The 25924-nt window shown below is 60.0% G+C and carries 29 protein-coding genes; 15 read left to right on the forward strand and 14 right to left on the reverse strand.

The annotated features are described in order from the left end of the window. Window positions 1-3: 3 nt before the first annotated feature. Window positions 4-909 (reverse strand): 30S ribosomal protein S6--L-glutamate ligase, encoded by a 906-nt coding sequence (rimK, locus tag HX830_RS14700; RefSeq protein ID WP_100942049.1) that lies wholly within the window; start codon window positions 907-909, stop codon window positions 4-6. Continuing rightward, window positions 906-1388: a retropepsin-like aspartic endopeptidase RimB gene (gene rimB / locus HX830_RS14705; protein ID WP_152736754.1), complete on the reverse strand. Its 483-nt coding sequence runs from the start codon at window positions 1386-1388 to the stop codon at window positions 906-908. The genes rimK and rimB overlap by 4 nt, the downstream gene beginning before the upstream one ends. Before the next feature lie 218 nt (window positions 1389-1606). Here rimB and HX830_RS14710 point away from each other — a divergent pair, with 218 nt between their 5' ends. From HX830_RS14710 to HX830_RS14720, 3 genes are all read left to right on the forward strand, one after another. Further along, window positions 1607-2011, forward strand: a complete 405-nt coding sequence (locus tag HX830_RS14710; RefSeq protein WP_103497977.1) for an RNA-binding S4 domain-containing protein — start codon at window positions 1607-1609, stop codon at window positions 2009-2011. A gap of 134 nt (window positions 2012-2145) precedes the next feature. Beyond that, a complete protein-coding gene (hslO, locus tag HX830_RS14715) occupies window positions 2146-3048 on the forward strand; it encodes an Hsp33 family molecular chaperone HslO (protein ID WP_152736755.1) in 903 nt (300 codons plus the stop codon). A 179-nt stretch (window positions 3049-3227) separates the two neighbouring features. Next, the gene (locus tag HX830_RS14720; protein ID WP_177100931.1) at window positions 3228-4775 is read left to right on the forward strand and encodes a phosphoenolpyruvate carboxykinase; all 1548 of its coding nucleotides are present in this window, start codon (window positions 3228-3230) and stop codon (window positions 4773-4775) included. 129 nt (window positions 4776-4904) lie between these two features. Here the strand turns inward: HX830_RS14720 and HX830_RS14725 are convergent, their stop codons facing one another. The 5 genes from HX830_RS14725 to HX830_RS14745 all read right to left on the reverse strand — a co-directional run bounded on the left by HX830_RS14725 (window position 4905) and on the right by HX830_RS14745 (window position 7253). Next, complete coding sequence (locus tag HX830_RS14725) at window positions 4905-5444, reverse strand: hypothetical protein (RefSeq protein WP_103497974.1); 540 nt, start codon at window positions 5442-5444, stop codon at window positions 4905-4907. After that, entirely contained in the window at window positions 5428-5736 is a 309-nt protein-coding gene (locus HX830_RS14730) for a hypothetical protein (RefSeq protein ID WP_103497973.1), read from the reverse strand. Before HX830_RS14730 ends, HX830_RS14725 begins: the two co-directional genes overlap by 17 nt. Before the next feature lie 290 nt (window positions 5737-6026). Further along, a complete protein-coding gene (locus HX830_RS14735) occupies window positions 6027-6440 on the reverse strand; it encodes a type II toxin-antitoxin system VapC family toxin (RefSeq protein WP_103497972.1) in 414 nt (137 codons plus the stop codon). Next, window positions 6437-6667: a type II toxin-antitoxin system VapB family antitoxin gene (gene vapB / locus HX830_RS14740; RefSeq protein ID WP_103497971.1), complete on the reverse strand. Its 231-nt coding sequence runs from the start codon at window positions 6665-6667 to the stop codon at window positions 6437-6439. Before vapB ends, HX830_RS14735 begins: the two co-directional genes overlap by 4 nt. A gap of 295 nt (window positions 6668-6962) precedes the next feature. Continuing rightward, the gene (locus HX830_RS14745; RefSeq protein ID WP_152736759.1) at window positions 6963-7253 is read right to left on the reverse strand and encodes a hypothetical protein; all 291 of its coding nucleotides are present in this window, start codon (window positions 7251-7253) and stop codon (window positions 6963-6965) included. Window positions 7254-7672: 419 nt separating this feature from the next. Between HX830_RS14745 and HX830_RS14750 the strand changes: the two genes are divergently transcribed. The 3 genes from HX830_RS14750 to HX830_RS14760 are packed head-to-tail and all read left to right on the forward strand — an operon-like array spanning window position 7673 to window position 9750. Beyond that, on the forward strand, window positions 7673-8383 hold the full coding sequence (locus HX830_RS14750; protein ID WP_152736760.1) for a hypothetical protein: 711 nt from the start codon (window positions 7673-7675) through the stop codon (window positions 8381-8383). Beyond that, the gene (locus HX830_RS14755; RefSeq protein WP_152736761.1) at window positions 8376-9071 is read left to right on the forward strand and encodes a hypothetical protein; all 696 of its coding nucleotides are present in this window, start codon (window positions 8376-8378) and stop codon (window positions 9069-9071) included. The genes HX830_RS14750 and HX830_RS14755 overlap by 8 nt, the downstream gene beginning before the upstream one ends. A 7-nt stretch (window positions 9072-9078) precedes the next feature. After that, the gene (locus HX830_RS14760) at window positions 9079-9750 is read left to right on the forward strand and encodes a PP2C family protein-serine/threonine phosphatase (protein WP_152736762.1); all 672 of its coding nucleotides are present in this window, start codon (window positions 9079-9081) and stop codon (window positions 9748-9750) included. Between the two features lies 1 nt (window position 9751). Here HX830_RS14760 and HX830_RS14765 read toward each other — a convergent pair whose 3' ends face one another. After that, window positions 9752-10519 (reverse strand): hypothetical protein, encoded by a 768-nt coding sequence (locus HX830_RS14765; RefSeq protein WP_152736763.1) that lies wholly within the window; start codon window positions 10517-10519, stop codon window positions 9752-9754. A 230-nt stretch (window positions 10520-10749) separates the two neighbouring features. Here HX830_RS14765 and HX830_RS14770 point away from each other — a divergent pair, with 230 nt between their 5' ends. Then, window positions 10750-11925: a tetratricopeptide repeat protein gene (locus HX830_RS14770; protein ID WP_152736764.1), complete on the forward strand. Its 1176-nt coding sequence runs from the start codon at window positions 10750-10752 to the stop codon at window positions 11923-11925. A 91-nt stretch (window positions 11926-12016) separates the two neighbouring features. On the opposite strand, the gene HX830_RS14775 is transcribed toward HX830_RS14770, so the two are convergent. Further along, on the reverse strand, window positions 12017-13144 hold the full coding sequence (locus HX830_RS14775) for a S8 family peptidase (protein ID WP_177100933.1): 1128 nt from the start codon (window positions 13142-13144) through the stop codon (window positions 12017-12019). Window positions 13145-13422: 278 nt separating this feature from the next. Here HX830_RS14775 and HX830_RS14780 point away from each other — a divergent pair, with 278 nt between their 5' ends. Continuing rightward, a complete protein-coding gene (locus tag HX830_RS14780) occupies window positions 13423-15369 on the forward strand; it encodes a RecQ family ATP-dependent DNA helicase (RefSeq protein ID WP_177100935.1) in 1947 nt (648 codons plus the stop codon). A 22-nt stretch (window positions 15370-15391) separates the two neighbouring features. Here HX830_RS14780 and HX830_RS14785 read toward each other — a convergent pair whose 3' ends face one another. After that, window positions 15392-15892: a GNAT family N-acetyltransferase gene (locus HX830_RS14785; protein WP_177100937.1), complete on the reverse strand. Its 501-nt coding sequence runs from the start codon at window positions 15890-15892 to the stop codon at window positions 15392-15394. A gap of 100 nt (window positions 15893-15992) precedes the next feature. Further along, window positions 15993-16751 carry a DUF2059 domain-containing protein gene (locus HX830_RS14790; RefSeq protein ID WP_152736768.1) on the reverse strand — a complete coding sequence of 253 codons (759 nt, stop codon included), beginning with the start codon at window positions 16749-16751 and terminating at the stop codon, window positions 15993-15995. A gap of 108 nt (window positions 16752-16859) precedes the next feature. Between HX830_RS14790 and HX830_RS14795 the strand changes: the two genes are divergently transcribed. Beyond that, window positions 16860-17495: a 2OG-Fe(II) oxygenase gene (locus HX830_RS14795; RefSeq protein WP_177100939.1), complete on the forward strand. Its 636-nt coding sequence runs from the start codon at window positions 16860-16862 to the stop codon at window positions 17493-17495. Next, a complete protein-coding gene (locus HX830_RS14800; protein ID WP_152736770.1) occupies window positions 17492-17995 on the forward strand; it encodes a DUF523 domain-containing protein in 504 nt (167 codons plus the stop codon). Before HX830_RS14795 ends, HX830_RS14800 begins: the two co-directional genes overlap by 4 nt. 9 nt (window positions 17996-18004) lie before the next feature. On the opposite strand, the gene HX830_RS14805 is transcribed toward HX830_RS14800, so the two are convergent. Next, window positions 18005-18604 (reverse strand): transporter substrate-binding domain-containing protein, encoded by a 600-nt coding sequence (locus HX830_RS14805; protein ID WP_152736771.1) that lies wholly within the window; start codon window positions 18602-18604, stop codon window positions 18005-18007. Between the two features lie 136 nt (window positions 18605-18740). Here HX830_RS14805 and HX830_RS14810 point away from each other — a divergent pair, with 136 nt between their 5' ends. Continuing rightward, a complete protein-coding gene (locus HX830_RS14810; protein ID WP_103497960.1) occupies window positions 18741-19178 on the forward strand; it encodes a DUF4399 domain-containing protein in 438 nt (145 codons plus the stop codon). A 63-nt stretch (window positions 19179-19241) separates the two neighbouring features. On the opposite strand, the gene serA is transcribed toward HX830_RS14810, so the two are convergent. Continuing rightward, window positions 19242-20471 carry a phosphoglycerate dehydrogenase gene (gene serA / locus HX830_RS14815; RefSeq protein ID WP_103497959.1) on the reverse strand — a complete coding sequence of 410 codons (1230 nt, stop codon included), beginning with the start codon at window positions 20469-20471 and terminating at the stop codon, window positions 19242-19244. Between the two features lie 202 nt (window positions 20472-20673). Here serA and HX830_RS14820 point away from each other — a divergent pair, with 202 nt between their 5' ends. Then, window positions 20674-22068 carry an FAD-binding oxidoreductase gene (locus HX830_RS14820; RefSeq protein WP_177100941.1) on the forward strand — a complete coding sequence of 465 codons (1395 nt, stop codon included), beginning with the start codon at window positions 20674-20676 and terminating at the stop codon, window positions 22066-22068. 37 nt (window positions 22069-22105) lie between these two features. After that, window positions 22106-22771, forward strand: coding sequence for a fumarylacetoacetate hydrolase family protein (locus HX830_RS14825; protein ID WP_103497957.1), 666 nt, complete (start codon window positions 22106-22108; stop codon window positions 22769-22771). A gap of 136 nt (window positions 22772-22907) precedes the next feature. On the opposite strand, the gene rpiA is transcribed toward HX830_RS14825, so the two are convergent. After that, window positions 22908-23579, reverse strand: a complete 672-nt coding sequence (gene rpiA, locus HX830_RS14830) for a ribose-5-phosphate isomerase RpiA (protein WP_177100943.1) — start codon at window positions 23577-23579, stop codon at window positions 22908-22910. A 115-nt stretch (window positions 23580-23694) separates the two neighbouring features. Between rpiA and ilvA the strand changes: the two genes are divergently transcribed. Both ilvA and HX830_RS14840 read left to right on the forward strand, forming a co-directional pair. Beyond that, on the forward strand, window positions 23695-25278 hold the full coding sequence (ilvA, locus tag HX830_RS14835; RefSeq protein ID WP_103497955.1) for a threonine ammonia-lyase, biosynthetic: 1584 nt from the start codon (window positions 23695-23697) through the stop codon (window positions 25276-25278). A gap of 204 nt (window positions 25279-25482) precedes the next feature. Continuing rightward, window positions 25483-25911 carry a DUF2269 family protein gene (locus HX830_RS14840; RefSeq protein ID WP_152736775.1) on the forward strand — a complete coding sequence of 143 codons (429 nt, stop codon included), beginning with the start codon at window positions 25483-25485 and terminating at the stop codon, window positions 25909-25911. Window positions 25912-25924: the final 13 nt, after the last annotated feature.

Here is a 25924-nt window from a genome sequence, read left to right on the forward strand (position 1 = left end):
AAATCAGCCTTTACCCTTGGTCCGGGTCATGTTCGGGCCGCCGTTCTTCTCGATGTGCTCGATGATGATCCCGGCCACATCCTTGCCGGTGGTCACCTCGATGCCCTCAAGGCCGGGCGAGGAGTTCACCTCCATCACCAGCGGGCCGTGATTGGAGCGCAGGATATCCACCCCGGCCACGCTCAGGCCCATCACCTTGGCCGCGCGAATCGCGGTCATGCGTTCTTCCGGGGTGATCTTGATCAGGCTGGCGCTGCCGCCGCGATGCAGGTTGGAGCGGAACTCCCCGGGCTTGGCCTGGCGCTTCATCGACGCAATCACCTTGTCGCCCACCACGAAGCAGCGGATATCGGCACCACCGGCTTCCTTGATGTACTCCTGGACCATGATGTCCTGCTTCAGGCCCATGAACGCCTCGATCACCGACTCCGCCGCCGTCGCCGTTTCGCACAGCACCACGCCGATACCCTGGGTGCCCTCGAGCACCTTGATCACCAGCGGTGCGCCGTTGACCATGGCGATCAGGTCGGGAATATCGTCCGGCGAGTGGGCAAAACCGGTCACCGGCAAGCCGATCCCGCGCCGCGACAGCAACTGCAGCGAACGCAGCTTGTCCCGCGAGCGAGCGATGGCCACCGACTCGTTGAGGGGAAACACCCCCATCATTTCGAACTGGCGCAGCACCGCGCAGCCATAAAAGGTCACCGAGGCGCCGATCCGCGGGATCACCGCATCGAAACCCTCCAGGGGCTTGCCGCGATAGTGGATCTGCGGCTTGTGGCTGGCGATGTTCATATAGGCGCGCAGGGTGTCGACCACCACCATCTCATGGCCGCGGGCAACGCCGGCCTCTACCAGGCGACGAGTGGAATACAGACGCGGGTTACGCGACAGCACAGCGATCTTCATGCAACACCTGTGGCAGAGGTAGTAGTGACCGGGAAAACCGGCTTGTCTTGAACGTATTTGTGCTCTGGATTGACCACCAACTGGCCATCGATCAGGGCTTTGGAACCGAGCAACAGGCGATAACGCATGGCTTTGCGGCAGGCGAGGGTGAACTGCACCTGCCAGACCCGGTCGCCCAGGGCCAGGGTGGTGGCGATCACATAACGCACCTGGGCATGGCCGTTGGAGCTCTTGATGGTCTTCATCGTCAGCAACGGTGCTTCGCAGCGGCGGTGACGCAATTGCACCACGCTGCCCAGGTGGGCGGTGAAACGCACCCACTGCTCACCGTCGCGCTCGAAGGGCTCGATTTCGGTGGCGTGCAGGCTGGAGGTGCTGGCACCGGTGTCGATTTTCGCCCGCAGGCCGGCGACTCCCAAATCCGGAAGCGCCACCCACTCGCGCAGACCCACAACAGTCAAATGGTCAAATGTCTTCAAAATGCTCAACCGGTGGAAAAAGGCGCTCTGGCTGCCCGGCAGCCGTAATTGCGGTATTCACGCAGAATATCGGGTAAATGGCGATAGTTATCTCTGCGACCTGTTTCAGGTCGTGAAATTACCCCCTGGATCACCTGGCATTCTAGACTGGCCAGGACCATTCAGCTTCGACGGCAACGGTAGTACAGTTCGACAATATTTCAGTTTGAGGAAGGACAGTGGCGCAGAAAGCGGAAGAGGACGACAAGGTTCGGTTGGACAAGTGGTTGTGGGCGGCGCGCTTCTATAAGACCCGTGCCCTGGCCAAGGCGGCGATTGAAAGCGGCAAGGTGCATTGTCGCGGCGAGCGCTGCAAGCCGGGCAAGGAGCCACGGGTGGGCGACGAGATCCAGATTCGCACCGGTTTCGACGAACGGACCGTGGTGGTGCAGGCGCTGTCGCTGGTCCGTCGCGGCGCTCCCGAAGCGCAGACGCTCTATGCTGAGACCGAGCAGAGCCTGGCCAAGCGCGAAGCCGCGGCGGCGCAACGCAAGGCCGGTGCGCTGGGCCTGACCACCGACGGCAAGCCGAGCAAGAAACAGCGACGCGATCTGTTCAAGTTTCGTGGCAGCGGCGCCGAATAGGGCGCAGCGCGTCGCCTCAGTCCTTGACTGAGCGCCATTCGCCCCCATGTTGCTTGGTACAAATCCCGTTTGTTCATAAAATGCTCACTTCCCTGGGCAGAACACCCCTATTCCTACTTCCAGAATTGATACCTATGTCAGACCTACCGGACACCGACTACACCCAGCGCTTCATCTTCGATGACAGCGACACCCGCGGCGAATTGGTGTCGCTGGAGCGCAGCTACGCCGAAGTACTGGCCAAGCACCCCTATCCGGAGCCTATCGCGCAACTGCTCGGCGAACTGATGGCCGCCGCGTCGTTGCTGGTCGGTACCCTGAAGTTCGATGGCCTGCTGATTCTCCAGGCGCGCTCCGAAGGCCCGGTGCCGCTGCTGATGATCGAATGCTCCAGCGAGCGCGAGATCCGTGGTCTGGCTCGCTACGACGAGGCACTGATCCCGGCTGACGCGACCCTGGCCGACCTGATGCCCAACGGCGTCCTCGCCCTGACCGTCGATCCGACCCAGGGCCAGCGCTACCAGGGCATTGTCGACCTGGACGGCGAAACCCTGTCGGAGTGTTTCACCAACTACTTCGTCATGTCCCAACAGGTTGGCACACGCTTCTGGCTCCACGCCGACGGCCGCCGCGCCCGTGGCATGCTGCTGCAACAACTGCCCGCCGACCGCCTGCGCGATCAGGAAGAGCGCGACGCCAGCTGGCAGCACCTGACCGCCATGGCCAGCACCCTGACCGCTGACGAACTGCTGAGCCTGGACAACGAAACCGTCCTGCACCGCCTCTACCACGAAGAAGCCGTGCGCCTGTTCGACCTTCAACCGCTGCGTTTCCATTGCAGCTGTTCGCGGGAGCGTTCGGGCAATGCACTGGTCAGCCTGGGGCTGGAAGATGCCCAGCAACTGGTGGTCGAACACGGCGGCCATATCGAGGTCGATTGCCAGTTTTGCAACCAGCGCTATCTGTTCGATGCCGCTGACGTTTCGCAATTGTTCGCAGGTGCCGGCGTCGACACCCCGTCAGATACTCGTCACTAAAACGGTTCAGCGCAGGTAAATCTCCTGTCAAACGACAGAAAACGGGCGTTCTGACAGGAGGACCCTACTCTTTTTGGGCTTTTCTGGCATAATCCGGCCCACTTTTTTCGCGGTAGTAGTGCACGACTTTCTACTACAAAACGTTTGGAGCACTCGGCCAGTGGCCGACGGGGAATCTCATGACGCAAGCAAACAATGCCGTGTACACCGATCTGAGTGTTGACGATCTGGTAAAAGAAGCCCTGGCTCGTGGTGAAGGCGAACTCGCCGACACCGGCGCGCTGGTCGTGCGCACCGGTCACCGTACCGGTCGTTCGCCGGTCGACCGTTTTATCGTCGAAGAGCCTTCCACCCAGGACGCCATTGCCTGGGGCCCGATCAACCGCAAGTTCCCGGCCGACAAGTTCGATGCCCTGTGGAACCGCGTTGAAGCCTTTATCGGCGAGCGTGAGCGTTTTGTTTCCCACGTGCACGTCGGTTCCGACCCGGCGCACTACCTGCCGGTCAAGATGACCACTGGTACTGCCTGGCACAACCTGTTCGGCCGTTGCCTGTTCATCAACCCGGAAGCCGGCCAGTACAACGCCGGTGGCAAGGACGAGTGGCAGATCCTCAACGTGCCGGAGTTCGAGTGCGTGCCAGAGCGTGACGGCACCAACTCCGACGGTACCGTGATCCTCAACTTCGCGGCCAGGAAAGTCCTGATCGCCGGCATGCGTTACGCCGGTGAAATGAAAAAAGCCCTGTTCTCGGTGCAGAACTTCCTGCTGCCGGCCGTCGATGTACTGCCGATGCACTGTGCGGCGAACATGGGCGAAGAGGGCGACGTGACCCTGTTCTTCGGTCTGTCGGGCACCGGCAAGACCACCCTGTCGGCTGACGAAAGCCGTTACCTGATCGGTGACGACGAACACGGCTGGGGCGTGGGCGTGGTGTTCAACATCGAAGGCGGTTGCTATGCCAAGTGCATCGACCTGTCCGAGAAGAACGAGCCGGTGATCTGGAAAGCCATCCAGCACGGCGCCGTGCTGGAAAACGTCGTGCTGGACGCCAACAAGAAGGCCGACTACGCCGACGACAGCCTGACCCAGAACAGCCGTGCGGCCTACCCGCGCGAACTGATCGAAAAGCGCGCACCGAAAAACCTCGGTGGCGAGCCAAACGCCGTGATCTTCCTGACCTGCGACCTGACCGGCGTACTGCCACCGGTGTCGATCCTCAGCGAAGAACAGGCCGCTTACCACTTCCTGTCCGGCTACACCGCTCTGGTGGGCTCGACTGAAATGGGTTCGGGCGCCGGCATCAAGTCGACCTTCTCCACCTGCTTCGGCGCGCCGTTCTTCCCGCGTCCGGCTGGCGAGTACGCTGAACTGCTGATCAAGCGTATCCGTGGTTTCGGTTCGAAGGTCTACCTGGTCAACACCGGCTGGACCGGCGGCGGCTACGGCGTGGGCAAGCGCTTCAATATCCCGACTACTCGTGGCGTGATTGCCGCGATCCAGAGCGGCGCGTTGATTGGTGCCGAGACCGAGCACCTGGACACCATCAACCTGGACGTGCCATTGGCCGTACCGGGCGTCGAGACTGGCCTGTTGAACCCACGCAACACCTGGGCTGACAAGGCTGCCTACGACGAAGCGGCGAAAGCGCTGGCGGGTCTGTTCATCGAGAACTTCAAGAAGTTCGACGTGAGCGACGCGATCAAGGCGGCTGGGCCGAAGTTGTAATCGAGTCTGGTTATCCGCCTCAAGAAAACCGCCCTTCGGGGCGGTTTTTTATTGTGTGGCTGATTCTGCTGTCGATAGCTTCAGGGGTATCCACTTTTGACGGTTTGTGAACGGCTGCGGGATTTTTGCTCATGGGCTGGGTGCTGGTAATCCGTTTGCACTAGCGGATTCCAGTAGTTTAAAGGGATGTCTCAGTATCTCCAGATCGTCCAGTTGTCTGCGCTTCGACTCTGGCAAGGTCTGATACCTGGCCTTATAACGCAGCATTGTGTCGTAGCCCATGAGCTGAACAGTGGCGGCCAGGTTTTGTGGGTCGTCGGTTGCGGAGAAGTCCGGCAGACCTGTTTCCCTGGCCATCTGTGTGGCAGCGAGTAGTTCGAGAGTGGCATGCTTCTCGCACTCCCACGACGCCAGGGATCTGAAGTACAGCAAGGCAATTTTCTTTTCTTCGTCATCCAGTCCGGCAGGGGACAATAGATTGGCAGGCAGGACCTTTTCCGTGTTTAGGCAGGCTTGTTGTTGTGCCTCCATGGCGGCGGTGGCCCTGGCGAAGTCGGCAATAACGAAGCCATGGAAGCGCTGCTCGACGGTTATGGACTGATCGGCGCTGGCTCCAAGGGCCAGTGCGCCAAGGCATCCGATCCAGATTGCCTTAGTACATGCAGCCATTGGCGACTCCTTTCCAGAACTCGAATTGAGCTCGATCGTGTAAGTGCTGCAGTGCCTGGTCATTGGCGATGGTGACGACTCGATTGCGCTGTATTTTCGACCAGGCATGTGTGCTTTCGCTGAAGAGCTTCCAGTCGTATTGGGTGATGTTGAAGGCCGTTTCCAGCGGCACGCTACGGGTGAATAAGCGGGCTATCACGCCACTCGACGTCACGGCTGCACCGAGCTGGGTCATGCGAGTGATTTTGTTGATCTGTTCGATGCTGGCGAGGCTTTGGGCATCGAGTTTCAATTGATGAATCAATGGGCAGGTATACACGGGAACAGACCTCAACAGTATGAGGTTGCCTTATAACAATATTTATTTTTCGTGCTTAGTATGGCGAGCATCTTTCAGACAGGGCTTTCGATATTAAAAGAAATAACTTACAAGAAAGTATGCATTTCTTATCCCCAGATGCACGAAAGCCCGCTCGATGAATCGATGCGGGCCTCGGAAGGTGGGCAAATGGTTGACCAGATGCGTTGTGGCTATTTTATCAATCTGCTCGTCCCAAGACAACAAGCTTGGCGAGTAATACTTCAGTGAACCCAGTCTTCGTATTCAAGACCTGTAACACGACTGAACTCGCGCAGATTATTGGTGACTAGCTTGCACCCCATGGCTATGGCGTGGCCCGCAATGGCAGTATCATTGCCGCCAATGATTGAGCCGCTATCAGTTAATTGACGTCTTACTTCGATCGCTGCGTCCACGGCGCTCTGATCCCACGGCAGGACAGCATCCAGGCGTTTCACAAACTCATCAACCATCGTTTTGTGTCTGGCGGACGCTTTCTTGCCGATCTGTCCGTAGCGCATTTCTGAATAAGTGATCGCAGAAATTACGATTCGGTTATTTCGGCCAACTTCTGCTACCAACCGCTTCAATACGGATTCGGGGCGTTCACGCATGATGAACGAGCAAATGCAGGTATCGAGCATATAGGTGGTCACAGGTTGAACCTACCTTCATCGGTGATGATGTCCGGACGCTCTTGCAGAAAGTCCGTGTCAGCAGCGGGCACTTCTGCCAGCGATTGCCAGCTGGGACGCACGGGGCGCAGGGTGATCACATCGCCATTGCGGGTAATTTCCAGTTCTCCTACACCTTCGTAAGCCATGTCGTTTGGCAGGCGAATCGCCTGATTTTTTCCGTTCTTGAAAATTGAGACTGTGCGCATGATGTCGCTCCTGCATATGTCTAGCATATGCAGAGTAGCATCGGTTTTTTGCATAGGCAAGGCATATGCTTGCTCGAGCATTGTCTGAATTGTCACCTGATTACCTCCAGAAGGGATTTTCTGCGGGCTATTGAGAGGCTGCGTCAGAAAGCCGAATGCAAATAATGAAGGCGCTGATACCTGCTGTGGATCAGCTCTTACCTTCATTCTCGTAGCCAGACTCTCAAAATGGGTTGTGAATTACCCAAGCTAAGTAGGCCATTTCCTATAGAGAGATGGCCTGTCTTTGAGGGGGTTACTGAGCGACTTGCCTGCTCAACGCCATCGTTCGCTGCTGGACCAGTTGCAACAGGTCGCAGCCTTCACGCACCAGCAGGTACGCGGCATTGGTGACGTGAGTGAAGTCTTTGTCGCAGGTGGTGACGAGGCTCACGCACGTCATGGTTTCCAGCAGGTCGCTGGCGGCCTGAAGGCGTTGGTAGGCGCTGGTTTGCAGGTCGTCGAGGCTGGCGTTGGTGTCGATGACCAGGACGGGAATAGTGGTGAAATTGGTGCTGAGAGGGATATAGCGATTTTGAGTATTCATAGGTATGCGCTCTGATGAGTTCCATGGATCCGCTCTCATCGTGACCAAGCGATGGGTGGCGGACTGTGCACAGGTTGGTCAACCGGCAGAGCGCACCGGCACACCCGAAGGTGTCCTGCACACAGCCGCCATGAAGCGTGCTGGCACGAAACGCGCCTGCAACATCCACTGTGGCGCTAGTGCGCACTCTGACAGGTGACCAAACCCGGTCGCTGAATTGGCAGCGACGGGGCGAACTATAGGGGGCTTCATTACGGCTCCGCAAGCCGTGGCATTTTGGATTGTCAGGTGGCTACCTATCGGTTTGGCCATTCAGCCTGCTATAGCGGTTTGATGGTGCTTTTTTCTTGACAAAATCCAACTGGCAAAGGCTACATGTCCACAGTCCATGGACTGTGGACATGTGAGGTTCTATTGAGATGAAAAGTCAAGATGTGTTGCTTCTCTTCAAATTGATCAGCTTGGAAAAGCAGGCTCAGGAAGATCTGAGTCGAGAGCGACGGCTGGAAATTTCCGAAAGCACTGGTGAGATAGGTCAATTTTTGTACGGCAATCCAGAGGACTTGTTCAGTCATCGGGACACGATGAGCTTCCATCTCTCGGACGCTTTGGAGTGGCAAGGTTGGGACTATCAGGCTGAGCCTGCTGATCAGCAGAGCGACGACAGCTACACGGTCCGAGCCTTGGCTGCGTCGTTGAGCTTGAGCAAAAGTGAAGTTTCAAACGCCCTGACTCGCTGCCGTGACATCGGTCTCGTAACGCTTGGATACGAAGACGGCCTGCCAAAGGCCAATAGTCGTGCTTTGCTGGATCTTGTGGCTAATGGGCTCAAGTACGTTTTTCCGGTAAGGCCCGGTGCGACAGTTCGCGGTATTCCTACCGGTTTTGCCGCACCGATCCTGGAAGGAAAGGTCATGAGCGGGGGCGATCTGATACCGGTCTGGCCGGATCCCAAGGGAAAAAAGAAGGGCCAGGCGGTGGCTCCGATTTACAAGACTGTCCCCGAGGCGGTCAAGCGAGATTACCTGCTTTACCACTATCTGGCATTGGTCGACGCCATACGTTTGGGAAGCCCGCGAGAAGCCGATGTGGCGAACCAGCTACTGAGAAAATGGATTCTTCATGAGTGAGCAACAGAAAGCCCTGTTGGAAATGCTGGATGTGGTCGCTCAGGCTCTGGGTGAGGAACTCTGCCAGCAGGTGGCATTTGTCGGCGGCTGCACCACGGCCTTGTTGGTGACCGATGAGGTGACGCTTGAGGACCTGCGTTTTACCGATGATGTTGATCTGGTCGTGCAACTGGCCGGTTATGCAGGTTGGCCAAGGTTGATGGAGCAACTTCGTAGTCGAGGCTTCATGGAAAGCCCTCTGGATGACGTTAATTGTCGAATGCGTCTTGGCGAGTTGAAGGTCGATTTCATGCCTTCCGACAAAGCGATTCTGGGCTACAGCAACCGTTGGTTCGATGAGGGTTTTCAGCACGCTCGGCTCCACCGTCTGCCCAGCGGTGCGCAAATACGTGTCTTCGCGCCACCCTACTTTCTCGGTACCAAGTTTGAAGCCTACAAAGGACGAGGCGGTGGTGACACGCTCAATAGCAAGGATATCGAGGACATCGTCAACCTGGTTGATGGGCGCGAGGAGTTAGTGGCCGAAGTGAGCAATGCCGCTCTGCCGCTCAAGCAGTATCTCAGTGAGCATATGACCGAACTGATCAACAACAGGGATTTTTCCTATGTGGTGCAGAGCGCCGCTCGGGGCGATCGTGGGCGTGAGGCCATTATTTTTGGTCGACTGAAGCAGATGGCAAAGGGGTAGTCAGTTCATGCCCATCGACCATGTACTGACGATTCAAGGTGGGCGAACGAGCGATAACAGGGATTGCACCGGATTTGCCTCACAGGAGCACCACCACCTTTACCTGCTGGCTGACGGCTCGACTTCGTCTTCGCAGAGCGCTGAGTTGGCCAAGGCCCTGATTGCGCATATGGAGGGTGGTTTTGGGCAATTAAGTGCAAAGCAATTGCATCCAGACAGGGTTGAAGCGGCGTTATTACAGTTGCTGAGTGAGGGGCATGACTCACTCGCCAGGGTATTTGCCCCATCAAGTACCAGCTATTTGATCGTGCTATTTACCCCTGACGAGGTCCTTGCGATTCATGCCGGAGATTGTTGTTTGGGTCGGGTTCTAGAGTCCGGTGAGGTTGAGTGGCTGACCTTGCCCCATTGCCGAGCCAACTGGCGAGGTGATTTGACCCATGCACAGATTGCGATACATGCCGACCGCCACAGCCTGACGCGCTGTTTCAGCGCAAGGCGTGAGCATTCTCCTCAGGTCAGCCGATTCCAGGTGTCAGATGGCTCGCGTTGGGTTTTGGCAACGGACGGGTTTTGGGCGGACCTTTGTCCTGTCAAACAACGGAAACATCTGGAAAGTGGTGCGTTATTGGCGCCGGATAGCGATGACGATCTGACGATTATCGACGTCCGGTTCTGACTCACTCCGCCGCGCTATATGTCTTCATCGCGGTGCAATAGCGCACTTCCATCTCTTTGCTTTTCTCATCCTGGTCGCGGTCCCAGCGCTTGCCCCATTCGCCGCACTGTTCCTTGAAAAAGACCTCCGCCGATTTGCGACATTCACGGCGCTCGGTGCTGCCGGCGAGGAAGTTGCCGCAGACGCTGGCGTTGTCGATGACGTTGTTGAAGATCCGCCATTTCGCCTGATAACGGTCGCGGCCATCCCATTCGCGAATGCTCACCGTGGCGATTTCGTATTGGCGTGTCTGCCTGGCTTCAGGTGCGTTCAAGTTGGCTTGGTAGCCCGCCAGGTAGCTGGCCGACACCAGGCCCTGGACCTTCGGGGTGGGTGGGGCTGCGGCGTGTGCTGCTGCCGCGGGCGCCTGGGTCTGCACCACGACAACCACTTGCGGTGCAGGCGCTGGCACGAGTTTGGCGGTAGGTTCTGGATGCGATACCGGCTCCACTGGCGCTTCGGACGGCTTGGCCGTTTCAATCGGCACTGGCTCATCCGCTGGCAGTGGCGCAACAGGGATCGGGTGGCTGCTGTTACGGTTGACCGTCATGTAGCCGAGCATACCCACCAGTATCAGCACCAATACCCACATTCCATAGGATTTGGGCTGCGCCGGGCGCGGTACTTTCTGTTTGGCCGGGTGCGATCCCAGCACCACGTCAAAATGTTCGGGGTGCAGGCGCTTGAAACGGATGACGCCATCGTCATCTTCTTGCTCGGGTTGGTGCATGTCGCCGCTGCCTTCCTTGGTGAGTCAGCGGGTTATCGGCGCTTTCTCGTGGGCTTTGAGGGGAGTTGCAGATTAAATCGTCAAATGGCCGTTGGCGAGTAACGATGGCTCCACAAAAATGAAATTTTCCTTTTGAAAAGCAGGCACCTCAGACAAAAAATCGGTATGTTTCCCACCAATTTTGAGGGCGCCATCCGGTGCTCGATTTTTGCACTTAAAGGGAGTTAAGTATGTCTCTGCTTCGCGTGGCCTCGGTATTGTCGTTGTGTGCCGCCGCCTGGTCGGTCCAGGCCGGGCAATTGCCCATCGAAGTCCTCAGTGCCGTGGTCAAGGATCAGAAGATCGCCGACGCCGAAGTGCTGTTGCAGCGCAACGGTGAGCAGAACGTGGTGGGCAAGACCAACGCCCAGGGCCAGGTCGTTCTCGAGGCCAACTTCGCCGACGATGCCAGCAATCTGCTGATCATCAAGAAGACCGGTTATTCCAATCTGGTGGTCAAGTGCCCCTGCAAGGACATGACCTATGCCGTCAGTCCAGTGATGCAGAGCCTCGACGGCCTGCGCGTGGTGCTGACCTGGGGCAAGACTCCGGCAGACCTCGACTCCCACATGATTTTCCCCGGCAACAATATCTACTTCGAACAGCAGAAGGGCACCGACGCCGAATTGGACGTGGATGACACCGACAGCTATGGCCCGGAAACCATCACCCTGCAGAAGAAGCACTACGGCGAAAGCTATGTGTATGCGGTGCATGACTACACCAACGCCAACAATCCGGGCTCTCGCCAGTTGTCCAACAGCCAGGCCACGGTATTTGTCTACATGGGGCAGTCCCTGGTCCGTACCTATTACGTTCCCGTCAATCGCAGCGGCAACCTGTGGACCGTGTTCCGTATGACCGGCAACGGTGACTTCCAGGACATCAACACCTTCAGCGGTGTGACCGTGGAGGCCAAGAATGTGTTGAATGAAGTCTCGCCGCTGCTCGACGACAAGGTCGCGGTCGCTGAAGTAGCGGTCAGCTCTACGGCGCAGATCGATGCGAAGGCGCTGAATGTGAAAGGCGAGGCAGCCTACAAGGCCGGTAATCTGGAGCAGGCGATTGCCTTCTTCCGTCAGGCCATCGATCTGAACAACGGCTTTGGTCAGGCCTACAGCAACCTCGGTCTGGCGTATCAGAAGGCCGGTAATACTGCTGAAGCCATTTGGGCCAACCGCAAGGCCGTTGCCCTGGCAGCCGGCAACTCGGCCAACACCGTGCGCGCGAGCTCGTACTACAACATTGCCCGTATCTATGAAGACGCCGGGCAGTTCTCCGACGCCCAGCGTCACTACGAGTTGGCCAAGGAACAGAAAGCCAACCCGGTGTACGACACGGCGATCGAGCGGGTAAAAAATCGCTGAATCGCACACTGATCCAACCCCACAACGCGCCCTGTCTGGCGCGTTGTTCGTTTCTGGGGGCCGTTACGGGGTGTTCTATCCCGCAGGACCGTTATCGGTAGGCGAGATTTGTCGGCTGCTGCTTCGCACGCTCGCCTGCCAGCCGCGTCGCTGCCGCCAGATCCATCAGGCCGCGCCCATAAGCCTCGCCCTTGGCAAAAAGCCCACTGTTGTTGGCACTGTCGAGCAATACATTACGCAGTTGCTGGGGGGTGAGTTCGGGAAAGCGACTTTGCAGGGCGGCAAGCGCGCCACTGACCAGCGCCACGGCGGGCGAGGTCCCGGCGGTTTCCTTGTAGCCGCCCTTGGCACTGGTGGTCAGCAAACCTTTGTCGACGCCACCATCCCCGCCCGGGACCGCGATGCACCAGCGTTCGGCCACGCCGCAGTAGTTGGACTTCTGGTTGATAAGCGTGCCGTCATTCTTCAGCGCCACCACGGCGATCCAGCCCTTTTCCAGCTCCGGCAAGGCCACGGGCAGGCCGGGTTCGGCCAGGGGTTCGCGGCGTAGCTCATTGCCCGTGGGAAAAACAAACACGGCGCCGTCGGCCACTAACTGGCGAGCAACCGGCAAGGAATCGCCCATCACCTGTTTGTAGCGCGCTTCAGTGATTTCGGTGGCGGGAATGTCGTTGGCCCAGGAGTTACTCAGGATCCGGGCCCCGGCCGCGAAGCTGTCTTTCCAGGCGCGGGCGATCTGATCGTCGAAAAAGAACGGTTCGTTGTTGTCGCCGATGCGCATGGCGATCAGCTTGGCATCGAAGGCGATGCCGTGCATGCCCTGGCCGTCGCGGTTGGCGGCGATAATGCCGGCCATCTGCGTGCCATGGCCGTGGGGATCGATCAGTTCGGGGACGTCGCGCACGTAATCGTGGCCAAGTGTGGCGAGGCGGTCCTTGAATTCGGACAGTTCAGGGTTGAGGCCCGAGTCGATGATAGCCACGCTAACGCCTTTGCCCGTGCCGCCCTGTGCATAAAGTGCCGACGCCTTGACCAGTGCCAGCGCGCGTTGGGCCTTGTATTCGGGGGTTTCGAAGCGGCTGGAGAGCGGCTCGATCTCAGCCGCGCCCGGCTTGAGCAGGCTGGAGTCCAGGCCGGACAGGCAGCCGCTCAGCAAGAGAGGCGCCAGGAGCAGGCCGTGACGGGCCAACCGAGAGAAGGGGCGAGGTGCGGTGTCCATGTAAGCTCCTGTGCAAACGAGGACCGTTGAACCGTCCGTTTCAACGGCGCAGTGATCGGCGACTGGTTGTCAGTCGCCAAAGGAGCTTCGATGTAACCGGCATTTCCACAGGGGCGCACCTGGGGATTTGTATCCGGGTATTGGTCGCCATCGCGCAACCCCGGCCTGCTTTGCGCTAGTCTGGCGCGCCGTAGCAGTTTGTAATGCTTGCCTCGGACCTTTTCTCGCCCGACCGCCTAGGGTTTGTTTATCCACAGCGGTCAACGGAGTGACAGCTTATGCACGACACCCTCCAGCGGGTTTTTGGTTATCCACAGTTTCGCGACGGCCAGGAGGCCGCGATCAGCGCGGTATTGGCCGGGCGTTCGGCGGCGGCGATCTTTCCCACCGGTTCCGGCAAGTCCTTGTGTTATCAGCTGCCGGCGCTGCTCCTGCCGCACCTGACGCTGGTGGTGTCGCCGCTGCTGGCACTGATGCAGGACCAGCTTGCGTTTTTGCAACGCCACGGCATTGCAGCGGCGAGCATCGATTCGGCCCAGAGCCGCGATGACGCCAATGCGGTGATGGCCCGGGCGCGCTCCGGCGAGCTGAAGATCCTGATGATTTCCGTGGAGCGCCTGAAGAACGAGCGCTTCCGCAATTTTCTCCAGCAGGTGCGGATTTCCCTGCTGGTGGTGGACGAGGCGCACTGTATTTCCGAGTGGGGCCACAATTTCCGCCCGGACTATCTGAAACTGCCGGACTATCAGCGCCAGTTCCGCATTCCCCAGGCCTTGCTGCTGACCGCCACCGCGACGCCGAAGGTGATCGCCGATATGCAGGCCAAGTTCGCCATTGCGCCGGACGATGTGGTCACCACCGGTTTCTATCGGCCGAACCTGAACCTGCTGGTGGAATCGGTCGGTGGCCAGGACAAGCATCGCCGGCTGGTGGAATGGCTGGGCGGGCGCCTCGGGCAGCCGAGTATCGTCTACGTCACCTTGCAGAAGACCGCCGAGCAGATCGCCCAGCACCTGAGCCGCAACGAAATCCCGGCCACGGCCTATCATGCCGGCTTGCCCCATGAGCAGCGGGAGGCGATCCAGAAGCAGTTCATGGCCGGGCAGTTGAACTGCATCGTCGCCACCATCGCATTCGGCATGGGCATCGACAAGGCCGATATCCGTAACGTGGTGCATTTCGACCTGCCCAAGTCCATCGAGAATTACAGCCAGGAAATCGGCCGGGCCGGGCGTGACGGCCAGCCTTCCGATTGCCTGGTGCTGGCCAACCGCGACAGCCTCAATGTGCTGGAGAACTTCGTCTACGGCGATACGCCTGAGCTGGAGGGAATTCGGCGGGTGCTGGATGAGCTGAAGGGGGCGATCCCGGACGGCCAGTGGGAGTTCCTGCTCGGGCCTTTGGCGGATCAGAGCAATATCCGCCAGTTGCCGCTCAAGACCTTGCTGGTGCAACTGGAGTTGCGTGGCTTGATCGCGCCGCGTTATGCGTATTTTGCCGAATACCGTTTCAAGTTCCTGGTGGAACCCGAGGTGTTGCTGGCGAAGTTCGAGGGCGAGCGGCGTGACTTCGTCTCGGCGATTATCCAGACCTCCAGCCGCGCGCGGACCTGGGCCACGGTGAACTTCGACGCCTTGTATCAACAGCATCAGGCCGAGCGCGGCCGGGTGGTGAAGGCCCTGGACTTCTTCCAGGAACGGCGCTGGATCGAGTTGGAAAGCAAGCAGATGACCGAGGTCTACAGTCTGTTGGTCAGCGATTTCGATCCCCATGCCCTGAGCCTGGAGCTGTACGCTTATTTTGCCCAGCACGAGGTCAGCGAGATTGCGCGGATTCACGCGATGCTGGCGTTGTTTGCCACCGAGCAGTGTCTGGGCTACCGGCTGGCCCGCTATTTCGGCGATGAGCAGGCGCCCGAGCGCTGTGGGCATTGTTCGGTATGTCACGGGCAGGTGGCGTGTCTGCCGGAGCCGCCGGCGTTGCCTGCTCTTGATCAGCGCGACTTTCCGGGGCTGTGCAGTGGTTTTATCCACAGGCACCAGGAGCACAACGGGCATTCGCCGAGTGCGGAGTGCCTGACGCGCTTCCTCTGCGGTATCAGCGTGCCGTTGTTTACGAAGTTGAAGGCCAGGGCGCTGCCGGGGTTTTCGGCGCTGGAGGCCTATCCCTATGCCGATGTGCGGGAGTGGGTCGCGGCCTGGTCCCTTGAGGGGCAGGCCGCCTAGGGGCTACCGAGGGCGCTGCGTCTTATTGCATAACCGGTCGGTCACTGAGCACGGCGTACTCGTCGCCTTCCAGCGTAAAGCCTGCGACTTCGTGCATGCCCAGGCGTTCATGGGCTCGCAGCGAGGCGGTGTTGTCCCGGCGTATGAATAGAATTGCCTCACGCCCCGGGCAATGCTGCTGAAGCTGCGCGTAGAGCTTAGGCAGGAGGCCTTGGCCTCTTTCCGTGCTGGCGATGCAGGCGGGGCCGTACACGTAGGCGTCGGGCGTACCCGGCCATGCGCTCAGCATGGCCTGGATCGATGGCGGCGCGGGGTGCATATCCTTCGGCGCGCTGAACAATACGCCAACGACACGGTCATCGCGGAAGGCAACCACCACGGGGGAGCCGCCAAGGGCCATCTGCCTGACCTTGTCGAGAGGAAACTCTCCGGTCAGCGATCCGCCCTGGGAAGGGGAATTGGCCTGGAGCAGTTGGGCGATACCCTCGATATCAGCAGCGGTAGCAAGGTTGATCCTGTACATGGGTGGTCTCCTGGGGGGAGGCGAACCTACTGCATGGATGGCGCCCAAGTTTTTATATTACGCCCGGATTTCGAGCGTTGCAGGCATGGCCGTGTTGCCTTCAGTTTTCAGGCGGCGCGGTTGGCAGGTTCTGTCCCACCGCCAGCCCGGCGCGGATCGCGGCCAGCGCGGCCTGGTAGTAGGCCTTGCCTTCCGGCGACTCGGCAAAGGTGCTGAATTCTTCCAGCTCCGGGTCGGACAGGCCGCGATAGACGTAGAGCAGGGTGTTATCCAGGTCGTTGCCGATCTGTTCCATCAAGCGTTCGCGCTGGCCGTTCAGCATGCTTTGTGCCGCGCCGGCACCGAGCAGCCCCGGAATCATCGAACTCAGGCTGTCGGCCGCGACGCCGGCGATGGCCAGGCTGACTTCCGCCCCGGCTTCGCGCGCCGGCAGCGCCCGGCCGAGATGGTTGATCAGCAGGCGCCGGGTGGCGCTGGCTTCGATATGCGGCAGGCCCTTGGCGTTCTTGGCCAATTGGTCGCGGCGGGTGGCGAGCAGTTCGGCGGAGACGATCTTGCGCCCCAGCGGTGACTGGAAGAACGTCAGGGCCGGCTTCGGGTTGGCGAGGTTCTGGCGCAACTGGGCCTCGGCCCGCTGGTCCATGGCCTGGGGCGCGAAACGCTGGTTGCTGTTGCTCACCAGTGCGTCATAGACCGCCGGTGGCAGGCTGTTGCGGTACTTTTGCTGGGCGGCGCTCAGGGCATCGTTGAAATGCGCGCGTTGTTCCGGCCAACCGGCGACCCGGTACAACTGGTCGTGGTTGTCTGCCCAGGCGGGCAAGGTGCAGAACATCAATAGCGAAAAAAGCAAACGGCGCATAGGGACTCCTGTCTACAGCCGGCTATTGTCCCGGCGAGCGCGGTACTTGTCGAGAATTCCTGTAAGTCGTTCGGGGGGCTCTGTCGGATTTCCGGGCTTCTGGATACTATGCGCGGCATGCACATTCCCTCTGATCACCCGCTGCTGTTACGTATCGTCGACGACCTGGCCGAGCGTGGCTGGTCGCAGCAGAATATCTTCCTGCCGCAGGCGCTGACCCTGGCCCTGGCCGCCGAGTGCCGCCAGCGATCCGCCGAGGGCGAGCTGACCCCGGCTGGCGTGGGACGCGGGCCTGCCCAGGAAGTGCGCGAGGGAATTCGTGGCGATCATATCCAGTGGCTGGAACCCGGCCAGACCAGGCCCTGCGATGAATACATGGGCTTGATGGACAGCCTGCGCGAGGCCCTCAACCGTGGCCTGTTCCTGGGGCTCGAGGATTTCGAAAGCCATTTCGCGCTGTACCCGCCCGGAGCCTTCTACAAAAAACACGTGGACCGCTTCCGTGACGATGATCGACGGACGGTGTCGGCGGTTATCTACCTGAACGACGACTGGTTGCCGGAGCACGGCGGCCAATTGCGTATGTACCTTGACGACGGCTCGGTGCATGACGTGGTTCCGACCGGCGGTTGCCTGGTGCTGTTCCTCTCGGGGGAGGTGCCCCATGAAGTCTTGCCGGCGACCCGTGAACGCCTGTCACTGACCGGCTGGTTTCGTCGGCGCGGGAGCGATCCGTTTCCATGAAGCAGAAGATTCTGGTCAGTCGCTGCTTGCTGGGGCATCTGGTTCGTTATGACGGCGGCGCCAGCGGGCCTTACGCGCAGCTGTCCCAGTGGCAGGATGAAGGTCGGGTGGTGCCGTTGTGCCCGGAAGTGGCCGGTGGCCTGCCGACGCCCCGTGCGGCGGCGGAGATTCCCGGCGGGCAGGGCGCGCAGGTACTGGAAGGACTGGCCCGGGTGATCACCACCGAGGGCGAGGATGTCAGCGACGCTTTTCTCTCTGGTGCGTATCAGGCGCTGGAGTTGGTGCGGCGGCATGACATCCGTATCGCGGTGCTCAAGGCCAACAGCCCGTCCTGTGGCAACCTGTTGACCTATGACGGGACCTTCAGTGGGGTGAAGGTTCGCGGCGAAGGGGTGACGGCGGCCTTGTTGAAGCAGGCCGGCGTGCAGGTGTTCAGTGAGTTGGAACTGCCTGACGCGCTTATCGCCCTGCAGGTCCTGGAGCATCACCCGAAGCCGTAAACCGCTGGCTCACGGCTTCGGCGGCTGAGTCGCATCTATCCCGAACCACTTCTTTGAGAGCGCCGCGAGGCGCCCGTCCGCCTTCATGCGCTGCAGCGCATTGTCCAGGCTTGCCTGGAACGCCGGGTTACCCTTCTGAAACGGAATCGCCAGGGCCACTGTCGGCCCGTCGGAGTCCTCCGGAACCAGTGGTAGCGAGCTGTCGCGCATGGCGAAGGGGATCTGTGTCGGCGGTTCTTCCCGGTGTGTGATCCATTTCATGCTGGGATAACCATAAGGCTCGCTGAAGTCGTAACGTTTTCTCAGTTCTGCAGTCATAGGCATGTGGTTGATGGCGACATCGTACTTTCCACTCTCGACGCCTTGCAGCAGGTCGGTGACGTCGGTGGGGACAAACGAGGCCTGCACGTCCAGTTCCCGAGCCAGTTGTTCGCCCAGTTCGACTTCGAAGCCGGTCAGGCGCCCGTCTTCGGTAAAGCCGAAGGGTCGCATGTCGCCTTCCAGGGCAATGCGCAACTCGCCCCGGTCGTTGACGTCATCAATCAGTTCAGCCTGGACGAAAGGGCTGACGAAAGGCAGTAAAATTAATAGGCCAGGCAGAAAACCCATGGTCGCTCCCGAATTGGAATACAAATATGTACCGCGCCGTTCAGGCACGCTTTGCTATGTTATTGAGTGCCTTGGACCACAAATCGCCACAAAGTTGTCATAACCGTACTGAAATTGCGGAAAACTGGAGAAGTTAATGAAAACCTTAGTGTCTCGTGTTGCGTTGGCTACTGTTTTGCTGGGTTCTTCGATGCTGGCGGTTGCGGATGATCTTCCGCGTATTGCGGCGCCCAAGGACGCCAAGGTCTTTATCGTTTCGCCGAAAAACGGCGCCACGGTCGACAAGACCTTCACGGTCAAGTTCGGCATGAAGGGCCTGGTGCTCAAGCCGGCCGGTGACGAAACGCCAGGCTCCGGTCACCACCACCTGCTGGTCGACCAGAAGGCCCTGCCGGACCCAGCCCTGCCGATTCCGGCGACCGACACCGTGATCCACTACGGCAAGGCCCAGACCGAAACCCAGCTGACCCTGACCCCGGGCAAGCACACCTTGCAACTGGTGGCGGGTGACAAGGGGCATATGCAGTTCAATCCGACCGTCGCCTCGAAAGTCATCACCGTCAACGTGAAGTAAATCCGTGTCAGAAAAAAAGGGAGGCCCTCGCAGGCCTCCCTTTTTTCGTCCAGCGCTTGAGGCTTAGAACAACACGCGGGACCGGATGGTGCCGTTGATGTGTTGCAGCTTCTCTTGCGCCAGGTCCGAGTACTCGGCGTCGACGTCGATCACCACGTAACCGACTTTCTCGTTGGTCTGCAGGAACTGACCGGAGATGTTAATGCCGTTTTCCGCGAAGACCTTGTTGATTTCGCTCATCACACCCGGGATGTTCTGGTGGATGTGCAGCAGGCGATGCTTGCCTGGGTGAGCCGGCAAGGCCACTTCAGGGAAGTTCACGGACGATACCGAGGTACCGTTGTCGCTGTACTTGACCAGCTTTTCCGCCACTTCCAGACCGATGTTGGCCTGGGCTTCGGCGGTCGAGCCACCGATGTGCGGGGTCAGGATCACGTTGTCCAGGCCACGCAGCGGGCTTTCGAACTCTTCGTCGTTGGAGCGTGGCTCCACCGGGAAGACATCGATGGCCGCGCCGATCAGGTGCTTGTCCTTGATCGCGTTCGCCAGGGCGTCCAGCTCGACCACGGTGCCGCGCGCGGCGTTGATCAGGATCCCGCCTTTCTTGATCGCGCGGATTTCCTTCTCACCGATCATCCACTGGGTCTCGGCGGTTTCCGGAACGTGCAGGGTGACGATGTCGGACATGCCCAGCAGGTCGGTCAGGTTCGAGACCTGGGTGGCGTTGCCCAGCGGCAGCTTGGTCAGGGTGTCGTAGAAGAACACCTGCATGCCCAGGCCTTCGGCCAGAACCGACAACTGCGTACCGATCGAGCCGTAACCGATGATCCCCAGCTTCTTGCCGCGGATTTCGAAGGAGTTGGCCGCGCTCTTGATCCAGCCACCGCGATGGCAGGAAGCGTTCTTCTCGGGAATGCCGCGCAGCAACAGGATCGCTTCGGCCAGCACCAGCTCGGCAACGGAGCGGGTGTTGGAGTACGGGGCGTTGAACACGGCGATGCCGCGCTCGCGAGCCGCGTTGAGGTCGACCTGGTTGGTGCCGATGCAGAAACAACCGACAGCGACGAGTTTCTTCGCGTGTTCGAAGATGTCTTCGGTCAGTTGGGTGCGCGAGCGAATGCCGATGAAGTGGGCATCGGCGATCTTTTCCTTCAACTGGGCTTCTGGCAAGGAGCCAGTCAGGTACTCGATATTGACGTACCCGGAGGCCTTGAGGACGTCCACGGCGGATTGGTGGACGCCTTCGAGAAGAAGGAACTTGATCTTGCTCTTATCGAGAGAAGTCTTGCTCATCTGCGTAAACCTGTGTCCCGGAGAAAAATGGCAGGGAAATGGACAGCTTGAGCTGACCGCGCGGCGTGATCGCCGGCACCGCAGATCGGCCTGATAGCACGCTTCTGCGGGGGGCGTATGCTAGCATATGCGACCCGCAAACACTCATTCTGCGACGTGAAGCGTCCTCAGGATGACCATGAATTGTTCGAGAGTTCTGTCGATGACCCATCCTGCCCTGATTGATGAGCTGAAGACCCTGGTTGAGCCTGGTAAGGTCCTGACCGATGCTGACTCCCTGAATGCTTACGGGAAGGATTGGACCAAGCATTTCGCTCCCGCGCCGACGGCCATCGTCTTTCCGAAGACCACCGAACAGGTCCAGGCCATCGTGCGCTGGGCCAACCAGCACAAGGTCGCGCTGGTGCCATCGGGCGGGCGTACCGGCCTGTCCGCCGCGGCGGTGGCGGCCAACGGTGAGGTGGTGGTGTCCTTCGACTATATGAACCAGGTGCTGGACATCAACCTGACCGACCGTACCGCGGTTTGCCAGCCGGGCGTGGTCACCGAGCACCTGCAGAACGTGGCCGAGGAAAAGGGCCTGTACTACCCGGTGGACTTCGCCTCGGCCGGTTCCAGCCAGATTGGCGGCAATATCGGCACCAATGCCGGCGGGATCAAGGTGATTCGCTACGGCATGACCCGTAACTGGGTGGCCGGCATGAAGGTGGTGACCGGCAAGGGCGATGTGCTGGAACTGAACAAGGACCTGATCAAGAACGCCACCGGCTACGACCTGCGCCAGCTGTTTATCGGCGCCGAGGGCACCCTGGGTTTTGTGGTCGAAGCCACCATGCGCCTGGACCGCGCGCCGAAGAACCTGACCTGCATGGTCCTCGGCACCCCGGATTTCGACTCGATCATGCCGGTGCTGCACGCGTTCCAGGGCAAGCTGGACCTGACCGCCTTCGAATTTTTCTCCGACAAGGCCCTGGCCAAGGTCCTCGGCCGTGGCGACGTGCCGGCGCCGTTCGAAACCGACTGCCCGTTCTACGCCCTGCTGGAGTTCGAGGCGACCACTGAAGAAGTGGCCAACCAGGCCCTGGAAACCTTCGAGCACTGTGTCGAGCAGGGCTGGGTGCTGGACGGCGTGATGAGTCAGAGCGAAACCCAGTTGCAGAACCTCTGGAAGCTGCGCGAGTACATCTCCGAGACTATTTCCCACTGGACGCCGTACAAGAACGACATTTCGGTCACTGTGTCGAAAGTGCCGGCGTTCCTCAAGGAAATCGACGCCATCGTCGGCGAATACTACCCGGACTTCGAAATCGTCTGGTTCGGTCACATCGGCGACGGCAACCTGCACCTGAACATCCTCAAGCCGGAAAACCTGAGCAAGGACGAGTTCTTCGCCAAGTGCGCTACCGTGAACAAGTGGGTGTTCGAAACCGTCGAGAAGTACAACGGTTCGATCTCCGCCGAACACGGCGTGGGCATGACCAAGCGCGATTACCTGACCTACAGCCGTTCCCCGGTTGAAATTGAATACATGAAGGCGATCAAGGCGGTGTTCGATCCGAACGGGATCATGAACCCGGGCAAGATCTTCGCGGTTTGAACCAGAAGTCACTGATGACAAAGACCAGGAGTCAGTCATGAGCTATCAGCACCAGTATGTCGACGGTACCCGTATTCACTTTCCTCTCGGCAAGGTGGTATGCATCGGCCGTAATTACGCCGAGCACGCCAAGGAACTGGATAATCCGGTGCCGACCGAGCCGCTGCTGTTTATCAAGCCGGGCAGTTGCGTGGTGCCGATCGAAGGTGGTTTCAGCATCCCGGCGGACCGTGGTTCGGTGCATTACGAGGCCGAGATTGCCGTGTTGATCGGCAAGCCGCTGTCCAACAAGCCGAGCGTGGAAGAGGTGCTGGATGCCATTTCCGGGTTTGCGCCGGCATTGGACCTGACCTTGCGCGACAAGCAGGCGGAGCTGAAGAGCAAGGGCCTGCCCTGGGAAGTCGCCAAGTCGTTCGACGGTGCCTGCGTGCTGTCGCCGTTCGTGGTGGGGAGTACCTTCCCGGACCTGACCCAGATCGGCATTCGCCTGACCATCAACGGTCAGGTTCGCCAGGACGGGATCAGCAGCGACATGCTCAACCCGATCGTGCCGATGATTCAGTACATGGCCGCATGCTTTTCGTTGCAGGCCGGTGACGTGATCCTGACCGGTACGCCGGTGGGCGTCGGCCCGCTGAATGCCGGGGATGAGCTGGTACTGGAATTGCCGGGCGCCAGCCGCTTCAACAGCAGCGTCCGTTAATCCCGACGCCCCCCCCTGTAGGAGCGAGCTTGCTCGCGATGATGGCACAGACACCGTGGGGCATCAGGCGCCCCGCGTTATCGTTAACGCCCATCGCGAGCAAGCTCGCTCCTACAGAGGGGGGGCGGTGCTTGCCTCAGACCTTGAGAGTCTTCACGCCTTCGCTGGTGCCCAGCAGCAGCAGGTCCGCCGGACGCGCCGCGAACAGGCCGTTGGTGACCACGCCGACAATCGCATTGATCTGGCTTTCCAGCTCCACCGGGTTGGTGATCTGCAGGTTGTGCACATCCAGAATGATGTTGCCGTTATCGGTCAACACGCCCTCGCGATACACCGGATCACCCCCCAGTTTCACCAACTGGCGCGCCACATGGCTGCGGGCCATGGGGATCACTTCGACCGGCAGCGGGAAAGCGCCGAGCACCGGGACCAGCTTGCTGCCGTCGGCGATGCAGATAAAAGTCTTGGCCACGGCCGCGACGATCTTCTCGCGGGTCAGGGCCGCGCCGCCGCCCTTGATCAGGTTCAGGTGTTCGTCGCTTTCGTCGGCGCCGTCGATGTAGAACTCCAGATCGCTGACGGTGTTCAGCTCATAGACCGGAATCCCGTGGCCCTTGAGGCGCGCGGCGGTGGCTTCGGAGCTGGCGACCGCGCCGTCGAAGGCGCCCTTGTGTTGCGCCAGGGCGTCGATAAAGCAGTTGGCGGTGGAGCCGGTGCCCACGCCGATCACGCTTTTGTCATCGAGCTTGGGAAGGATGAAGTCGACAGCGGCTTGGGCCACGGCCTGTTTGAGTTGATCCTGGGTCATGCGGGCTCCGAAAGCGGGCAGGGGGTGTGCGAAAGGCCGGCATTATAAGCGTCGGGGCGGGGAAGGTCATTGTCCGTTTGGCCGCAGGCACGGGCAATAAAACCTCAGGAACCCTGTGGTCGTTGCCGCAAGCGCTGGGTTAGACTCCTCGGTCCCTGTCCACACCCGCCAGCGATGCCTTCCGATGCTTGAACAGTACGTCAAGAAGATCCTCACCTCGCGCGTCTACGACGTTGCCGTGGAAACCCCGTTGCAGACCGCTCGCCAGCTCTCCGAGCGGCTGGGCAACAAGGTCTGGCTCAAGCGCGAAGATTTGCAGCCGGTGTTTTCCTTCAAGATTCGCGGTGCCTACAACAAGCTGACCCAGCTTAGCGAGGCCGAGCGCGCCCGTGGCGTGGTCACGGCATCGGCGGGCAACCATGCCCAGGGCCTGGCCCTGGCGGCCAAGGTGCTGGGGGTCAAGGCCACCATCGTGATGCCCAAGACCACGCCGGAAATCAAGATCGAAGGCGTCCGCTCCCGGGGCGGCAAAGTGGTGTTGCATGGCGACTCTTTCGCCGAAGCCCTGGCCCATTCCCTGCGGCTGGTCGAGGAAAAAGGCTACGTCTATATCCACCCCTACGATGATCCGCACACCATTGCCGGGCAGGGCACCGTGGCGATGGAGATTCTGCGTCAGCATCCGGGGCCGTTGGATGCGATCTTCGTTCCGGTCGGTGGCGGCGGCTTGATTTCCGGGATCGCGGCCTATGTGAAGTACCTGCGGCCGGAGATCAAGGTGATCGGTGTCGAGCCGGATGACTCCAACTGCCTGCAACAGGCCATGGCCGCCGGCGAGCGGGTGATCCTGTCCACCGTGGGGTTGTTCGCCGACGGCGTGGCCGTGGCGCAGATCGGCCAGCACACCTTCGACATCTGCAAGGACTATGTCGACGAGGTGATCACCGTCAGTACCGACGAGATCTGCGCCGCGATCAAGGATATCTACGACGATACCCGCTCGATCACCGAGCCGGCCGGTGCCCTGGGTGTGGCTGGGATCAAGAAATACGTCGAGTCGCGCAAGATCACCGGGCAGACCCTGGTGGCCATCGACTCCGGCGCCAACGTCAACTTTGACCGCCTGCGCCATGTGGCCGAGCGTGCCGAGTTGGGCGAAGGGCGCGAAGCGATTATTGCCGTGACCATTCCGGAGCGGCCGGGCAGTTTCAAGGCGTTCTGCGAAGCCATCGGCAAGCGTCAGATCACCGAATTCAATTACCGTTATCACACCGGCCACGAAGCGCATATTTTCGTCGGCGTGCAAACCCACCCCGACAGCGATCCGCGCAGTGCCCTGATCGACAGCCTGACCGGCCAGGGTTTCCCGGTGCTGGACCTGACCGACAACGAGCTGGCCAAGTTGCATATCCGTCATATGGTCGGTGGCCATGCGGCCCGTGTCAGTGACGAGATGGTGCTGCGCTTCGAATTCCCGGAGCGCCCGGGGGCGTTGTTCAACTTCCTCAACAAGCTGGGCGGGCGCTGGAATATCTCGATGTTCCATTACCGTAACCATGGTGCCGCTGATGGCCGGGTGGTCGCGGGCCTGCAGGTGCCGGAGGAAGAGCGTCATCTGGTGCCGGCGGCCCTGGCGGAAATCGGCTACCCGTATTGGGATGAAAGCGATAACCCGGCGTATCGGTTGTTCCTCGGCTGAAACACGGTGGATGGCTGCTAAGCTGATGGGCAGGTTCCATTCTGAAAGGCAGCGCGTAACCTTGTAGGAGCCTGGCTTGCCAGCGAAGCTTTTGACGCTCTCATGGGCCCCTTCGCTGGCAAGCCATGCTCCTACACGGGATGTGTTCGACTCTGCATCTGATTGCTGCTCGAAAGTTGATCGTAAAACCAAGGAAACGATGAAATGGAAACCCTCACTGCCTTGAAACTGCTACACGGTGCGGCGCCGGTGCTTTTGCTGGGCAGCGCGCTGGCGGTGACGATCAGGCTTTGGCGCGGACGCCGTGCCGGCGATACAACCATTCAAAATCACACTTTGCAGCGTCCCTGGTTCTTCGTTTGGGGGCTGATGGCGCTGTGCCTGGCCGTGCTGCCGGTCAGTGGCTGGTGGTTGGTGCACCTGTCCGGTTGGCCGTTGGGGCAGACCTGGCTGCTGGGTTCGAGCGTGCTCTACACCCTGTGCACCCTGAGTTGGGTGTGGCTGGTGGTCCGCCTCAATCGTCTGCGCCGTGGCATCACGGCGCGGCATCCAGGGTTTACGCTGGCCCTGGCGATTTTCACGGTTGTCGGTTTTGTCGCCATTGCGGGCCTGATGGGCGCGAAACCGGTTTAAGCCGTCAGGCCGG

Source organism: Pseudomonas gingeri, assembly GCF_013385425.1.
GTDB lineage: Bacteria > Pseudomonadota > Gammaproteobacteria > Pseudomonadales > Pseudomonadaceae > Aquipseudomonas > Aquipseudomonas gingeri_D.